This window comes from Kitasatospora cineracea (assembly GCF_003751605.1).
GTDB lineage: Bacteria > Actinomycetota > Actinomycetes > Streptomycetales > Streptomycetaceae > Kitasatospora > Kitasatospora cineracea.
In genome coordinates this window covers 4261544-4276950 of record NZ_RJVJ01000001.1, presented here as the reverse complement: position 1 = coordinate 4276950, position 15407 = coordinate 4261544, and the positions used below count along the sequence as shown (strand labels likewise).

General features: G+C 74.0%; 13 protein-coding genes and 1 pseudogene. 3 read left to right on the top strand and 11 right to left on the bottom strand.

The features are described from left to right. Positions 1-41 precede the first annotated feature (41 nt). The 3 genes and pseudogenes from EDD39_RS19435 to EDD39_RS42720 form a co-directional block, all read right to left on the bottom strand. Positions 42-3518, bottom strand: coding sequence for a carbohydrate binding domain-containing protein (locus tag EDD39_RS19435; RefSeq protein ID WP_208765535.1), 3477 nt, complete (start codon positions 3516-3518; stop codon positions 42-44). Between the two features lie 232 nt (positions 3519-3750). Next, positions 3751-4236, bottom strand: coding sequence for a hypothetical protein (locus EDD39_RS41070; RefSeq protein ID WP_244257295.1), 486 nt, complete (start codon positions 4234-4236; stop codon positions 3751-3753). A 235-nt stretch (positions 4237-4471) separates the two neighbouring features. Further along, positions 4472-5149 (bottom strand): annotated as a pseudogene (locus EDD39_RS42720) (MFS transporter); the annotation flags it as partial. Positions 5150-5244: 95 nt separating this feature from the next. On the opposite strand from EDD39_RS42720, the gene EDD39_RS19425 reads away from it, so the two are divergent. Continuing rightward, complete coding sequence (locus EDD39_RS19425) at positions 5245-5718, top strand: hemerythrin domain-containing protein (protein ID WP_123557716.1); 474 nt, start codon at positions 5245-5247, stop codon at positions 5716-5718. A 228-nt stretch (positions 5719-5946) separates the two neighbouring features. On the opposite strand, the gene EDD39_RS19420 is transcribed toward EDD39_RS19425, so the two are convergent. Together EDD39_RS19420 and EDD39_RS19415 are read right to left on the bottom strand one after the other, a co-directional pair. Then, positions 5947-6594 carry a DUF7691 family protein gene (locus tag EDD39_RS19420; RefSeq protein ID WP_123557714.1) on the bottom strand — a complete coding sequence of 216 codons (648 nt, stop codon included), beginning with the start codon at positions 6592-6594 and terminating at the stop codon, positions 5947-5949. Positions 6595-6748: 154 nt separating this feature from the next. After that, complete coding sequence (locus tag EDD39_RS19415) at positions 6749-7969, bottom strand: PucR family transcriptional regulator (protein WP_123557712.1); 1221 nt, start codon at positions 7967-7969, stop codon at positions 6749-6751. A 316-nt stretch (positions 7970-8285) separates the two neighbouring features. Between EDD39_RS19415 and EDD39_RS19410 the strand changes: the two genes are divergently transcribed. After that, positions 8286-8726 (top strand): SsgA family sporulation/cell division regulator, encoded by a 441-nt coding sequence (locus tag EDD39_RS19410; protein ID WP_123557710.1) that lies wholly within the window; start codon positions 8286-8288, stop codon positions 8724-8726. Positions 8727-8807: 81 nt separating this feature from the next. On the opposite strand, the gene EDD39_RS19405 is transcribed toward EDD39_RS19410, so the two are convergent. The 5 genes from EDD39_RS19405 to EDD39_RS19385 all read right to left on the bottom strand — a co-directional run bounded on the left by EDD39_RS19405 (position 8808) and on the right by EDD39_RS19385 (position 13084). Next, positions 8808-9671, bottom strand: a complete 864-nt coding sequence (locus EDD39_RS19405; RefSeq protein ID WP_123557708.1) for an ABC transporter permease — start codon at positions 9669-9671, stop codon at positions 8808-8810. Continuing rightward, on the bottom strand, positions 9631-10488 hold the full coding sequence (locus tag EDD39_RS19400) for an ATP-binding cassette domain-containing protein (RefSeq protein WP_030464282.1): 858 nt from the start codon (positions 10486-10488) through the stop codon (positions 9631-9633). Before EDD39_RS19400 ends, EDD39_RS19405 begins: the two co-directional genes overlap by 41 nt. After that, entirely contained in the window at positions 10485-10994 is a 510-nt protein-coding gene (locus EDD39_RS19395; protein WP_123557706.1) for a MarR family winged helix-turn-helix transcriptional regulator, read from the bottom strand. Before EDD39_RS19395 ends, EDD39_RS19400 begins: the two co-directional genes overlap by 4 nt. Positions 10995-11149: 155 nt before the next feature. Next, complete coding sequence (locus EDD39_RS19390; protein ID WP_123557704.1) at positions 11150-11953, bottom strand: hypothetical protein; 804 nt, start codon at positions 11951-11953, stop codon at positions 11150-11152. Positions 11954-12088: 135 nt separating this feature from the next. After that, entirely contained in the window at positions 12089-13084 is a 996-nt protein-coding gene (locus EDD39_RS19385; RefSeq protein WP_123557702.1) for a hypothetical protein, read from the bottom strand. 283 nt (positions 13085-13367) lie between these two features. Here EDD39_RS19385 and EDD39_RS19380 point away from each other — a divergent pair, with 283 nt between their 5' ends. Continuing rightward, positions 13368-13637 (top strand): GlsB/YeaQ/YmgE family stress response membrane protein, encoded by a 270-nt coding sequence (locus EDD39_RS19380; RefSeq protein WP_030913001.1) that lies wholly within the window; start codon positions 13368-13370, stop codon positions 13635-13637. A 160-nt stretch (positions 13638-13797) separates the two neighbouring features. On the opposite strand, the gene EDD39_RS19375 is transcribed toward EDD39_RS19380, so the two are convergent. Beyond that, the gene (locus EDD39_RS19375; protein ID WP_123557699.1) at positions 13798-15129 is read right to left on the bottom strand and encodes a hypothetical protein; all 1332 of its coding nucleotides are present in this window, start codon (positions 15127-15129) and stop codon (positions 13798-13800) included. Positions 15130-15407 lie beyond the last annotated feature (278 nt).

Sequence of the window (15407 nt, the reverse complement as noted above, 5' to 3'; positions counted from 1 at the left end):
GGTGGACCCGCCGACCGCTGCTGGCGTGCTTCGGTGGTGCGTTACTTCAGGTACGGGCCGTCGGTGCCGATCTTGCCCGGGGCGGCGTTCTTGCCGCCCAGGTCGAGGACGTAGACCCGCAGGTTGCCCTTGCCGGGGGCGGCGATGGACATCGCGCCGTTGGTGACGGTGCGGACGTCGCCGGAGACGGCGTCCTTGTAGGTGCCGTTCGGGATGCCGGTGAAGGTGGCGGCGTCGGTGACGGTGACTAGGGCGAAGGAGTCGACGCCGCTGGTGGCGTCGGTGTAGCGGCGCTTGAAGGACATGCCGCCGCTGACGCCCTCGGTGGAGTACTGGCCCATCTGCAGGGCGGGGATCGCCCGGCGGATCTGGTTGAGCCGCTGCACCTGCTTGACCAGCGGCTGCTGGAGCGTGGTGGCGACGGCGCCGCTGGCCGAGGAGACCACCGAGAAGTCGGAGGCGGTGACGGTGCCCTCGACGTGGTCGCCGTAGTAGGCGCGGCCGGTGGTGGCGAGCGGGCAGGACGGGCCGCAGTCGATCTGCTTCCCGGCCTGGAACTCGATCTCGGAGCCGTAGTACAGGGTCGGGATGCCGCGGAAGGTCCACATCAGGGCCATGTTCTCGGCCCAGGCGTCGGTGCCGCCGGTGTAGCGCACGCTGGACTTGTTGGGCCCGTAGTCGTGGCTGTCCACGTACACCACGTTGTAGGTGGCGTCGTTGGTGGAGTCGTCGGAGTCCTTGCCGTTGCCGAACGCGTTGTGCGCGTCCCCGAAGTTCATGTGCATCCGCATGTCGATGATGTTCATGCCGGAGAACTTCGAGTGGTCGGGCGCGTGGTAGGTGTTGCCGTCCAGGAAGGCGTTGGTGGACGTCGGCTGGTTGCCGGTGCCCAGCTGCTCCTCGTAGTTGTACTGGTCGAGGGCGGCCTGCACGTCGTCGCTGGTGTAGTCCTTGCGCTCCTTCCAGGTGTAGAACTGCGCGGAGTGGTTGACCGAACCGCGGTTCCACTTGTCGTTGACGAACGCGGCGACCTCGCCGAAGACGAAGAAGTTCTGCGCCTTGGCCGGCCCCCAGTCCTGGGTGACCCGCTGCTGGATGGCGGGCAGGAAGCGCCGGTTCCAGGTGACCCGCGGGACGTGCACGGCGGTGTCGACCCGGAAGCCGTCCACGCCCATGTCGATGTACTTGTTGTAGGCGCCGATCAGGTAGTTCTGCACCTCGGCGTTCTCGGTGTTGAAGTCGGCCAGGTCGTCGGCCAGCCAGCAGGAGCGCGAGTCCTCGCCCTCCCAGTTCCCGATCCAGCACTGGTGGTAGTACTTGGACGGGAACATGCCCGAAGTGGGGCTCGGCCACTGGCAGTTGTAGATGGTGTAGCCCTCGGGGCTCTTGTACTGGGTCGGGGTGCCCCAGCCGACGCAGGTCTGCCCGGCGGGCTGGGTGGTCGACCACAGGTCGCCGTTGTAGTAGGACTTGCCGCTCTTCGGCTCGACGGTCAGGCCGTCGTACTCGAAGCCGGGCTGCTTCTCGTCGTAGTACCAGGACCACTGGGCGTCCCGGACGCCGTACACGGTGGGCACGTACAGGCCCTTGGCGCCCCAGCGGGAGCTGTGGTTGTAGACCACGTCCTGGTAGATCTTGACGCCCTTGGCGTGGGCCGCGTTGATCAGGTCCTGGTAGGAGGCGCCGGCCGACTCCAGCCGCGGGTCGACCTTGTAGAAGTCGTAGCCGTGGTAGCCGTGGTAGTCGTAGTCGGAGCGGTTGAGCACCACCGGGGTGATCCAGATCGCCGAGAAGCCCAGGCCCTTGATGTAGTCGAGCTTCTGCACCAGGCCCTTGAAGTCGCCGCGGAACATCGGGTCGTCGTTGGCCGCGTTGCCGGACTTCACGTCCTGGTTGCCGCCCCGGTCGTTGGACGTGTCGCCGTCGTAGAACCGGGCGGTGAGCACGAAGTAGATCGGGTCCTTGCGCGGGTCGGTGCCGATCATCTCGCCGGGCTTGGCGGCCGGCGGGGCGTCACCGGTGGTGGCGACCGCGGCGGCGGAGGCCGCGGAGACGTTCCCGGCCGCGTCCAGCGCCTTCACCGTGTAGGTGTAGACGGTGCGCGCCTCCAGGCCGCTGTCCGAGTACACCGTCGAGCCGACGTTGATCACCGAGGTGCCCTTGGTGCCGCCGCTGCGGGTGACCTGGTAGCCCGTCACCCCGACGTTGTCGGTGGACGGCTCCCAGGTCAGCACGATCGAGGTGTCGGTGGCGTTGGCCGCCACGCTGCCCGGCGCGCTCGGCGCGGTGGTGTCGGGGACGACGGCCGCGCACGGGTCGGCGGCGTTCGCGGTGACCTTGCTGTTCTGCACGGTGCTGACGCCCGCCGGGACGACGTAGTTGGCGCCGTTGTTGTTGTCCCAGGTGCCGTTGCCGTTGTTGAACGTCGCCGCCATGGTGGCCGCCGAACCCAGGTCGACGGTGCGCTTGTACCAGCCGGGGCAGGCCAGTTGCATGCCGACGCCGGGCACCGCCGTCCACGACCCGCCCGCCGGGGCGTAGTGCAGGTTGACGATGCTCCAGCCGACCACCGCGGTCGAGTAGAACACGGTGGCGCTCTTCCCGGCCGGCGCGCTGCTGCTCGCGGACGGCGACGGGGAGGCGGAGGCGCTGGCGCTCGCGGACGGGCTGGGGCTCGGGCTGGGGCTGGAGCCGGCCGAAGCGCTCGGGCTGGGGCTCGGGCTGGGGCTGCCGGTGGCGCACGGCGCGGTGCTGCCCACGACGCCGTCCTTGACCGTCACCACGCCCGTCCCGAGGGCGTAGTTCTTGCCGCCGTTGTTGTCCCAGGTGCCGGAGCCGTTGTTGAACGTCGCCTGCAGGCCCGTCGCGGTGCCCAGGTCGACGGTCTTCTTCACCCAGTCCGTGCAGGCGGCCTCCATCGCCACGCCCGGCACGGTGGTCCAGGTGCCGCCGTTGGGGGCGTAGTGCAGGTCGTAGGCCGACCAGTTGCGGGTCTTGGTGTAGTAGTAGACGGTCGTGCTCGCGCCGGTCGACGACTGGCCGGGGCTCGGGCTGGGGCTCGAACTCGGCGTGGCGGTACCGCCGTTGTCGGTGCCGCAGGGGTCGCTGTGGGCGATCACGCCGTCCTTGACCACCACGGTGCCGGTGCCCAGGGAGTAGTTCTTGCCGCCGTTGTTGTCCCAGGTGCCGGAGCCGTTGTTGAACGTCGCCTGCAGGCCGGTGGCGCTGCCCAGGTCGACGGTCTTCTTCACCCAGTCGGTGCAGGCGGCCTGCATGGCGGTGCCCGGCACGGTGGTCCAACTACCGCCGTCCGGGGCCCAGTGCAGGTTGTACGTCGACCAGTTGCTGGTCTTGGTGTAGTAGAAGACGGTGGCGGTGTTGCTGCCCGCCGTGGTGTCGGTCGCCGCGCTCGCGGTGACGCCTAGTTGAGCCGTGGACAGCAGGCTGGCGGTGAGTGCCGCCACTGCGGTCAGTACGGCGGCGATGGGGCGCCGCCGGTGCCGTGCTCGTCTGGTCAAGGGAGTGTCCCTCGTACGGGGCCGCAGGCGGTGGGGAACTGCCTTGCGGCAGGGGATGGGTGGGGGAGTTTGCGCAAAAACATGAAAGAACTTCCAGGAGGTTACTGAGGCATGACCTGCCTGTAAAGACTCCTTGACGTCACCCATCGGCGAACAATCCGGCTGAAATCCGCCCCACTTGCCGAAAGATCTTTCCGCAAGTACCAATCCGGGCACGGGAACTGGCGGCCCTTCACCCCTCGCCCCGACCGCCCGTGGACGGCGGCTCGCGCAGCACGCGGGCCGCCGCCGCGGCCGCCGTCCCGGTGAGCAGCGCGCAGCCGAGCAGCACCGCCCGCGGGCCGAACGCCCCCGCGAGGGCGCCCCAGGCGGGGTTGGCGGCGGTCAGGGCCGCGCTCTGGACCAGGGCGAGGAGCGCCTGCACCCGGCCGAGGTGGGTCGCGGGGGCGCCCGCCAGCACGAGCGGGCCCAGGTGGCAGGCGAAGGCGCTCGAACCGGCCCCGACCGCCACCGCGGCCGCCGCCGCCCAGGCCGGGGACGGCGCCGACGCGAGCACGGCGGTACCCAGCCCGGCGGCAGCCAGACCCAGCGCGACCCCGCGCCCGGTGCGGCGCAGCACGCCCCGGCGGGCCGCGACCAGCGAGACGCCCAGCACGCCGAGCGCCTGTCCCCCGGCCAACAGGCCGGCCGCGCCCGCGCCCCAGCCGTGCGCCCGCACCAGCAGTGGTCCTGGGGCCTGTCGTCAAGCCCCCGTCGTCGCCCGGAGGGCGGCCCCGCGGCGGCTGGTGCGTGCTCTCGGCGTGCCGGCCGGAAGCCCTCGTACTGGATGTACTTGGGTTTTCGGCCGGTGCGGCGAGAGTGCGTGCCAGGCGTTGCGGGGCAGGCGGGGGCTTGACGACAGGCCCCGGCAGCCCGACCGCCGGCAGCACCCCGGCCGCCGCGACGGCCGCCACCGGCAGCGCCGCCCGCAGGGTCCGGCTCGTCCGCACCGCTCGCAGGCCGTCCGCCATGCCCGCGGGCAGCCCGCCGCCCGTCCGCTCCTGGGTCACCCGCAGCGGGAGCGTCACGGCGAGGACGGCGAGGAAGGTGGCCGCGTCGGCGACCGCGGCGCCCGCCAGGCCGGTGCCCGCGACCAGGAACGCGCCCAGCGGGGCGCCGAGCAGGACGGCCGCCTGGCCGCCGGCCTGCCGCAGCGCCAGGGCCCGGGGCAGCTGCTCCGGGGCGACCAGCAGGCGGGGCAGGGCGCCGCTCGCGGGGAGTTGGAAGGCGTCGACGGTGCCGATCAGCAGCGCGAAGCCGAGCAGCGTCCACGGGGTGCTGCCCGCCGTCCGGTCGGCGGCCGCCAGCGCCAGCACCACGGCCAGCATCGCGGTGTCGCCGAGCAGCGCCGTGCGGCGGGCGCCGAACCGGTCGGCGACGGCGCCGCCGAGCAGCAGCAGGGCGGTGCGCGGCACGGTGACCGCGGTCAGCACCAGCCCGGCGGCCGTCCCGCCGTGCGCGCCGGCGGCCCAGCCGAGGGCGGTGGCGAGGGCGGCGTCCCCGGCGGCCGAGGCCCGGGTGCCGGCCAGCCACCACAGGTACGTCCGGGGCAGGGCGGCGGCAGGGGTCGCGGTGGCAACGGTGGTTTCCATGGCGGGCGACGGTAGGAGCCTCGAGCGGCTCGAGGGCAAGTCCGGGCCCGGCGTGCCGCGGGGGTGCGGCCGGGGCGGGCGGCCAGACTGGCGGGATGTGCCACTACTGCGGGTGCCGTGAGATCCCGCTGATCAAGGACTTCATCCGGGAGCACGAGGCGGCCACCGACCTGACCGGGGAGATCGCCCGCCTGCTGGAGGCGGGCGACCCGGCCGCGGCCGGCGCGCTGCTGGCGCCGCTGGCCGCCGAACTGGCCTCGCACTGGCGGGGCGAGGAGGACGGCCTGTTCCGGGTGATGCGCGCGGACCCGGAGTTCGCGGCGTACATCGACGCCCTGGAGGCCGAGCACCGCGGCCTCGCCGAACTCCTCGCCGCCACCGACCTGGCCTCCCCCGCCGACCGGTCGGTCCTGCTGGCCGCCTTCGACGAGCTGCACGCGCACATCGCCAAGGAGGAGGACGGCCTCTTCCCGGCCTCCCTGATCGCGCTGACCGCCGCCGACTGGAACACCTCGATGGCCGCCTGGCAGGCCGCCCACCCCGGCCGCCGCCCCGCCCCGCCCGGCTGACGGACCGGCGCCGCAGGGCCCTGTGCGGCGCCCCCGCACTGTGCGGCCCTCTGACTGACAGCACGACTCGTGACGACGCGGTGGTCCACCGGTCCCGCCTGATCCCCGAGTACACCACCCGCCACGGGGGCTTCTCGCGCGAGCAGGTGGAGCGGTACCTCCAGGGCGCGATCGCCCCGCTACGTCACCGGCGGCTACTGAGCCCGGCCCCCGTTCCCTCCGGCCCGGTCAGCCGATCAGGAAGAACAGGGTGTCGGAGTAGTGCGCGAAGTGCTCGACGCCGTACCGCCAGGAGTCGTCCTCGACGTCGAAGAGCTCGGCCAGCGCCTCCACGTCCGCCCGGCACTCGGGGTCGACCAGGGGCGCGGCGGCCCGGTAGGCGTCCCGCGCGGCACCGGACCGCTCCAGCGGGAAGCAGCCGGTGTCGGGGTGGCCGTCGGGCGAGACCCCGAGGTCGGGGAAGCCGGCCGGCGGGCCGCCGAACAAGGCGTGGAAGGGCAGCAGTTCGGCGGGCACTCCGGCGGCCTTGAGCTCGTCGTCGACCCGGGCGAACCACTGGACGGGGCGCCGGTAGCCGCCGAGCAGGCCGACGTCCGAACCGCTCTGGGCGAGCAGCAGTTGCAGCGCCCGCTTGTACGCGATGCCGTCCGCCGGGCCGGTCAGGTCGACCTGTCCGGCGAGCAGTTGTTCCAGCGCCTCGGGGACCGGCGGCTCCGACCGGACGCTTTGGCGCACCAGCCGCTCCTCCAGCGCGACGGCCGTGGGGCGCACCCGCGCCAGCACCTCGGCCTGCTGTTCGGTCGGCCGCCCCCCGGAGTTCAGCAGCTCCAGCACCTCGGCCTTGTTCGCGCTCACGTACCTGATCGGTGTCCCCATGCCCGGAGATCCTGCCATCGCGCACCGACCGCGCACGAACCGCTCCCGGAGCGGAAGCCGCCCCGGGACGCGCCGGTCGCGGCCGGTGGCCGGGGCCCGGGTGAGAAGGCACCGGAGGCTGCGGCGCTCTGACGCCCCGTCAGGAGGACCCGGGTCACTCCAGCGGGTCGCGGACCACTTCGGGCAGGTGCAGGACGGCCTGCAGGGCGATGTACAACTCGGCGGAGTCCAGGCGGCGTTCGAAGGAGCGGCCGGAGAGCTGTTCGATCCGGCGGAGCCGGTAGCGGATGGTGTTGGGGTGGCAGTAGAGGAGTTTGGCGGCCTTGTCGGCGGAGCCGTCGACGGCGAACCAGGTGGACATGGTGGTGAGGAGCTGTTCGCGCTGGCTGTCGGGGAGTTCCACGACCGGGCCGAGCACCTGGTTGCCGATCCGGGAGGCGATGGAGGGCGCGGAGGCGACCAGCATGGGCAGCGGGTTGTCGTCGAACAGGGTGACCGTCTCGTCGGGCCGGCCCGAGCTGGCGAGGGCGACCTGGGCCAGGTGCAGGGCCTGCGGGGTCTGGTCGAGGCGGGTGTAGCAGGGACTGACGCCGGCCCGGCGGACGGTCTGGCTGCGCAGGGTGTCGACCAGCAGGTCGATCGCGGCGGCGGCGCGCATCGAGACGATGCCGATGTGGGCGTCGGGGGTGAGCCGCCAGGCGGAGCCCATGTCGTGCTCGCGCAGGGTGGGTTCGATGTCGGGCAGGGCCTGCCGGGCGAGGCCGGGCGCGTGGGCGACGACCACGGCGAAGGTGCCGTCGTACGGCAGGGTGAGCATGTCGGCGGCTTCGAGGACGGAGCCGGGGTTGCCCATGCCGCCGCGCAGCACCACGTCGACCAGGGCGGAGCGTTCCTGGTCGCGGCGGACCATCAGCAGGGCGGCGGTCTCGTTGAAGGCGTTCATCATGGCGTTGGTGGACTCTTCGTTGAACCGCCAGACGTCGGTGGCCATCTGCACCAGCTCCGCGGTGGTGGCGAGGCCGTGGCGCAGCGACTCGGCGGCCATGGTCTCCCAGAGGTTGGCGAAGCCGATCCGGAACGCGGACTGCACGGTGGCCAGCGGGACGCCCTGCTCGGCGCGCAGCCGTCCGGTGCGGCGGGGGGCCTCCAGGCAGAGGCCGTCCTCGTGGGCGAGCCGGCGCAGGGTGAACTCGATGTTGCTGCGGACGGATTCGCTCAGGTCCCCGGCGGGCAGCGGCCCGGCGCTGCGGTACACGCTCATGCCGCCGCGGATCCGGCGGACCGTTTCCTCGGTGATCTCGGCGAGTCGGTTCAGCAGGTGGCCGGCCAGTCGCGCGGCCGAGTCGACCGGCGCGTCGGTGAGTCGGGTGCCCATGCGGTGAGCCTAGGCGGCGCGCGGCGGCGCGTCCGGTCGGCGCGGGGGCGTGCCGGGCGGCGCACACGCCGTGGGGTGCCGGGACGGGCGGCTCCCGCACGGGCGTTCCCCGGGTGAGGGCGGGGGTGGGTGTTGACGGTGCGTCAGTCCGTTGGAGGGAGGGTTTTGTCGCCGCCCACAGGCCGGACCGGGGCCCGGCTGTTCGTCCGGACAGCGTTGGCGCCCGGCGGCGTCCTGGGTGCGCCGGGCGGCTCTAGTCTCCTGCTCAGACCAGCCCGGACCCGCCGGGCCGGACCGAGTGGAGAAGACACCCGTGATGGAGAGCCCCGCCGAGCTGCGCCTGGACCTGGTGATGGATCTGCTGCTGTCGCCGGAGGAGGCCTTCCCGGTCCCGGCGCGGCTGGTGTACTGCGCCGACGACCCGTACGCGGTGCACATCGCCTTCCACGTCGACTCGGCGCAGCCGATCGGCTGGTTCTTCGCCCGGGACCTGCTGGTGCAGGGGCTGCTGCGGCCGACCGGGCTGGGGGACGTGCGGGTGTGGCCGGCCGTGGTGGACGGGCGGCGGATGGTCACCCTGATGCTCTGCTCCCCGGAGGGCGACGCCTTCCTGCAGGCCCCCGCCGCCCTGGTGGCGGCCTGGGTGCGGCGGACGCTGCAGCTGGTCCGGCCGGGCGGGGAGGCCGAGCGCGCCCTGGTGGACCGGGCGCTGGACGCGCTGTTCGCGGCGAACGGGGCGTCCGAGCCCGGCTGTTGAGCCCCGGTCGGACTCCGGCCGGGTCCGGCCGTCGAGCCCGGCCGGGTCCGGCTGTCGAGCCCGCGCCGCCCGGCCGGGCCCTCAGCGGGCCAGCCGCCCCAGCAGCGCGGAGGCCGCGGTGATCCCGGCGACGGTGGCCAGGGCCAGCACGCCGAAGTCCAGGGCGAGGTGGGACGGGGTGCCGATGAGCAGGCCGCGCAGGGCGTCGACCTGGTAGCTGAGCGGGTTGGCCCGGCTGACGGCCTGCAGCCAGCCGGGCATCAGGTCGACGGGGTAGAGCGCGTTGGAGCCGAAGAACAGCGGCATGGTGATGGCCTGTCCGATGCCCATCAGCCGGTCCCGGGTGAGCACGATGCCCGCGATGGTCATCGACAGGCAGGAGAAGAACGCCGAGCCGAGCACCACCGCCACCGCCACGCCCAGCAGCCGCAGCGGGTTCGCGGTCATCCCGACGCCGAGCACGGCGGCCAGCACCACCACCACGGCGGCCTGGATCACCGCCTTGACGCCCGCGGCGAACGCCTTCCCGGTGACCAGCGCGGCCCGCGGGGTCGGAGTGACCAGCAGTTTGGTGAGCACCCCGGAGTCCCGCTCCCAGATGATCATGATGCCGTAGAAGATGGCGATGAACATCGCGGACTGCGCGATGATGCCCGGCGCCAGGTAGTCCAGGTACGGGGTGCCGCCGGTGGGGATCGCCTTCAGCCGGGTGAAGGTCTCGCCGAAGATCAGCAGCCACAGGGCGGGCTGGATCGCCCGGGTGTACAGCTCGGTGCGGTCGTGCCGCAGCTTCTGCAGCTCGACGGTGCACATCGCCACCACCCGGGCCGGGACCACCCGCCAGCCGGTGCGGGCCTTCGGCGGGACCAGCAGCAGTCCCAACTCCGGTGCGGGATCCGGTCGTTCAGCCGACTCGGCTGGCGGTGCGGCGGGTGCGGCGGACATCCGAGAACTCCCCTTCCTTGGCGTCGTCGGTCAGCGCCCGGCCGGAGAAGTGCCGGAACACGTCGTCCAGGGTGGGCGCGTCCTGGGCCGGGTCCTCGGCCCGGACCCGGGCCTTGAGCTCCTCGGGGGTGCCGAGCGCGCGGATCCGGCCGCGGTCCATCAGGGCGATCCGGTCGCAGTGCCGGTCGGCCTCGTCCATGTAGTGGGTGGTGACCAGCACCGTCATGCCGGTGGCCCGGCGGACCGCCTCGACCCGTTCCCAGACGCCCGCCCGGGCGATCGGGTCCAGGCCGATGGTGGGCTCGTCCAGCACCAGCAGCCGGGGCGCGCTGACCAGCGCCTGGGCCAGTTCGAGCCGGCGCACCATGCCGCCGGAGTACGTGCCGGCCATCCGGTCGGCGGCCTCGGTCAGGTCGACGGCGGCCAGCGCCTGGGCGACCCGTTCGGCGCGCTCGGCCCGGGCCACGTCGAAGACCCGGGCGAACAGGGCGACGTTCTCCCGCCCGGTCAGCCCGGCGTCCGCGGACAGCGCCTGCGGGACGTAGCCGAGCAGCCGCCGCACCCCGGTGCGGTCGGTGGCGCAGTCGTGGCCGAACACCCGCACCATGCCGCGGGCGGTCGGCAGCAGGGTGGTGATCGCCCGGATGGTGGTGGTCTTGCCCGCACCGTTCGGCCCGAGCAGCCCGAACACCTCGCCGGGGCGCACCTCCAGGTCGACGCCGTCCACCGCCCGGGTGACCGGCCCCTTCCCCCGGCCGTGGCCGAAGCTGTACACCAACTCCCGGCACTCGACGGCCGGTTGCTCCGGTTCGCTCATCTCTCCGCACTCCCCTCTGCGGCCGCCCGGGCCCGCAGCCCGGACGCGACCGCGCGCAGGGCGGGCACCGCGGCCGTCAGGGCCGCCCGGTCCGCCGGGTCGAGTTCCGCCACCACCTCGCCGACCAGTTCGGCCCGCCGGACCCGCCAGGCGGCCAGCCGATCGACGGCCTCCCCGGTGGCGTGCAGCAGCACCGCCCGGCCGTCGGCCGGGTCGCTCTCGCGGCGCAGCAGGCCCTGGCCGACCAGCTGGTTGACCAGGGTGGACACCGAGTTCCCGGCCAGGAACAGCTCCTCGGCCGCCTCGGAGACCCGCATCCCGGGGGTGTCCGCGACCAGCCGCAGCAGCTCGACCTGGGCGCCGCGCAGCCGCGGCCCGGCCAGCCCGGCACGCAGCTGGCGGCGGATCAGCCGCTGGATGCCGACCAGCAGCGCGGCCAGCTCCTCGGGCTCCGCGGTGTCGGTGGTCTCGGTGCTCTCCGGGGCTCGCTCCGGTTGTTCGCTCACCCTCCGATTTTAGCTCTGAATGAGAGGCATCGGTCGAGGGGTGTCCGGTGAAGAATTCCGCAAGGTTCCGGGAACGCCGCCCGAGACACCGCCGGGAACGCCGCCGGGCCGGCCCGCGCGGGTGCGCGGACCGGCCCGGTGCCGGGGGGCGGGTCTCAGCAGTCGGCGAAGGCGGTGCAGACCGGGGCGGCCAGCGGGTTCAGCACCGCGTCGTCGGAGCCGCCGGCCCAGGCGGTCTTCGGGTGGCCGCCCTTGGGCAGCTGGGCGTGCAGGGTCAGCTCGGCGAGCGTGCCGTCCTTCGCCGTCAGGTACTCGTGCACCTCGGTGCTGCCGCCGCCGGACTGCGGCACGGTGAGGGTCGCGGCGACCGTCATCCCGTCCTCGACGGTGACCTTGACGGTGGCGCCCGGCACGGTGGAGGCGCAGCCCTTCAGGCCCTCGGTGACGCCGGAGAGCAGGCCGTAGGCGCTCTGCGCGGCGCCGCTGCTCTTGGCGGAGGAGCCGAAGCTGGCGATCGTCTCGTCGGCCGCCCAGTCGCCGGCGGCGCCGCCCAGCGCGGCGGTCTCCACCATCGGGACCTCGGCGAAGGAGTCGTCGCGCGGGATCTTGCAGAGTTCCTCGATCCGCAGCCTGCCCTTCTCGCCGAGCACCTTCGCCGGGCCGGCCTTCCAGTGCAGGGCGGAGTTCAGCGGAACGGCCTTCGGGTCGATCCACACCCCGGCGGGCAGCCGCCCGGCCTTCCCGGGGGTGGCCTCGGGGGCGCCCTGGCTCTTGGACGCGGCGGGCGACGCGGAGCCGGCCGCGGACGGCGCGGCGGTGGGCGCGGCGGTGGACGCGGTGGAGGGCGCGGCGGAGGCGGCGCTGTCACCGGTGTCGGTGCCCTCGGGGTCGCAGGCCGTCAGGACGGCGACGGCGGACAGGCAGGCCACCGCGGCGGCGGTGAGGCGGAGCGAACGCACGGATTCAATCCCTGGGAGTTCGAGGACGGCGGAAGGGGGGCGCGGGGCGGGACGGGCCCGGTCCGCGCCGGTGTGGCCACCCGGCCGGGCGGCGGCCGCCCCGGACGGGGACGGCCGCGACGGGGGCGGACCGGATCAGTAGCCCTGCGGCTTGTGGTGCGGGTTGGCCTGCGGCACCTTGCCGGCCAGGTCGTGCCCGTCCGGCGAGACGTGGTACCGGCTGCGGATGTACGTCATGGACGCCGCGACGTTGGCCACCGGGTCGTAGATGTCGGTGGAGGTGCCCTTGACGTGGTTGGCCGCGAAGGTGCTCGGGATGCACTGCCAGCCGCCGCGCGAGCAGTTCGCGGGCTTGCCGTCGCCGACGATGGCGCCGTGGGCGTTGCTGTCCCAGGCGTTGATCTGCGAGCCGGGCGCGTTGTACGAGGACTCGCGGGAGGCGATGGTCAGCATGCCCTCCGTCCAGGCCGCGCGGGCCTGCGGGTCGGTGACGCCCATCGCGTCCAGCGCCTTGGCGATGTACTCGCGGCAGGCGGCCTCGCCGCTCTTGTACTTGCCCGCGCCGCCGTACGTGACCTCGCCGACCTTGATGGCGCCCTCGTGGGAGACCGTCGGCGTCGGGTCCTGGCCGTGGCCGCCACCGCCGTCCCCGTCGTGCTTCTTCGGGCCGTGCGGCATGGGCTTCTTCGGGCCGGTGGGCTTGGTCTCGTGCTTGCCGCCACCGCCGGTGGGCTTCTTCGGGCCGGCCGGCTGCCCGGGGTGGCCGCCCTTGCCGGGCTTCTCGACGCCCTCGCGGGCCCGGCGCTCGGCCTCCGCGTACTCCTTGGCGACGGCGCCGAGCTTGCTGACGTCGCTGCCGAGGTTCTTGGTGAGCTGGTTCTTGGTGGCCTCCAGGGCCGCCATCTGCTGCTCGATCGCGCTGACCCGCTCGCGCACCTGGGCGACCACCGCGCCGAAGCCGATGACGCCGCCGAGGGCGCCCGCCGCGAGGTCGGTGGTGACGGCCCTGGCCATCACGTCCTTGATCTGGCCGGTCCGCTGGGACAGTTCGCCCATCCGCTGCTGGATCGCCTGGAAGTCCTTCTGGATCTTCGCCAGTTCGCCCGCCTGGTAGCCGAAGCCCGCTGCCATCCTGTGTCCCCCCGTAGGACTTGATGTCTGCTCAGGTCGTTTATCCCATCACACCCGGTCCGGACGCAATCACCGGACCCACCGGTTCGGCTACCGCCGGTACCCTTTGCCGAGGCTTTGCAAACCTGCCGGACGGGTGTTCGCCGAGATGCCCGGGCGCCCGGGGCGCGCGATCATGGCTGGTGCGGACCGTCCCGCCGGCGGCCCCGCGCACGGTTCTCCGCGACCGACCGGCCGAGGTGCGGACCGGCTGCCGGCACCCGACCGGAAAGGCTGGGCTCCGATGTTCCAACTCCTCTGGATTCTGCTGATCGGCTTCGTGCTGGGCGTGCTGGCCAAACTGATCCTGCGCGGGCCGCAGTCCATCCCGTGGTGGCTGACCATGCTGCTCGGCGCGGCCGGCGCTCTGCTCGGAAACCTGGTGGCCGGGTGGATCGGCGTGCGGCACACCGGCGGCATCGACTGGATCAGGCACCTCCTGCAGATCGGTTTCGCCGTCGTCCTGGTCGCCTTCGTGGCTCCGGCCTGGAGCAAGTCCCGACCCGGCAGGTAGCCGCCCTCTCCCCCGATCCCGATCCCGATCCCGACACCGACCCGACACCGACCCGACCCCGACACCCGTACCGCCCGCCCGGCCCCCGGCCGAGCGGGCGGCGGCGTGCCGGGGCCTGCCGGGGGCCGCGCTCCGGCAGGCCCCCGGCACGCTCCGGCCGTCAGGCGAAGCGGGAGCTGCGGACCGGGCCCGCCGAGCGGATCCGGTCCCGGCTGCCGGTCGCCCAGGTGGCGGCGGCCCGGGCCGCGAAGTCGGCCAGCGCCGCGTCCGGGTCGGGCGGGGTCGCCCCGTCGCCCGGGTCGGGCTCGGCGGAGGCGGCGAGGACCTCCCGGGCCAGCTCCTCGGCCGGGCGGTCGTCGGCCGGGGAACGGGTGACCTCGCCGTCCTCGCCCATCGCCATCCGCGGCTCCCAGGGCGCGACGATCCGCTGCACCAGCAGGCCGCAGACGTCCGCGGACACCGCGGGGGTGTCGGTCCAGCAGGTGGCGTGCTCGTACAGCACCTCGCCCGGGGCGCGCTCGTGCAGCGCGGAGAGCACCTCCCCGTCCACCTCGTTCAGGTCGTACGCCAGCACCAGCGCGTCCGGGGTGCCCGGCCGGTAGGGGGCGGCGGGCAGGCCCAGCAGTTCGGCCGCGGCCAGGCCGAGCGCCTGGCTGCCCCGGTCGGGCAGCAGCGCGACGGCGGCCGGGCGGCGGCCGGTGGCCTCCAGCACCAGGCGCAGCCGCTCCAGGCCGAGCCGGCAGTCGTCCCAGCCGCCCTGCAGGTACGCCCAGCGGCCGGTCATCCCGGCGTCGTGGCCGAACGGGGAGAGGGTGGCGAGCAGGCCGCCGGTCAGTACGTGGTGCCAGCCGCGCAGGTCGGCCGGACCGGCGGGCGGGACGGCGGCGGCCCGGGCCAGGGTGCGGCGGATCCGGTCGGCGGCGGGCCGCCAGGTGTCGTCGGGGGCGGCGAGCCGGGCGAAGACCTCGCGGGCGAGGGGGAGGTCCCCGGCCATCAGCGCGTTGTGCACCAGCAGGTAGCGGTCGGGCCAGTCGCCGGTGATCCCGTCGTGCTCCCGGAGCAGCTGCACGGCCTCGGCGTGCCGTTCGCCGTCCTCCAGCGCGACGGCCAGTTCCAGCAGCACCTGCCGCGGGGGGACGGCCGGCCCGGCCGGGCGGGAGCGGCCGAACAGCCGCCGCCCGGGCTCCTCGGCGGCGGGCCCGGTGCCGGCCCGCAGCGCCTGGCGCAGCGCGGGGACGGCGAACTCGGACAGGCCGTGCTCGATGCAGGCGTACCCGTACGCGTACAGCGGGCCGGGCCCGGCCGGGTCGGCGGCCAGCGCGGCGGCCGCGGCCGACAGCTCGTCGATGCCCGCCAGTTCGGCCAACGCCGCGACGGCCGGGGCGAGTTCACCGGCCGTCAGACTCTCGGCCCGGGCCCGCAGTTCCCGTACGGCGCCCTGCGGGTCACCGGCGTCGAGCAGTTCACGGGCCTTGGCGAGATCGGGGTGCACTCAGTCTCCTCCTGGAGTCGTTCTCGGCATCGGGTGCGCGCGGCGCTTCCGGCCCCGCCGGGGCGCGCGCCCGCCCGATCATCGCCGCCGGCCGCGCCCGGGCCAACCGGTTTTCCGTTGCCCCGGGCGCGGGCGGGCGGCGACGTGTCACCGTCCGGTCCCGATGCGGTCCGGAAACGGCGTCTTCGCCCCGGCCGCAGGTCCGGCGCCCGTAGCGTCCTGTGCCCGTGACCGGTGCCCGGGTCCAGCAGCCCGCCCGCGCCGTCCTCCGCCCGTAC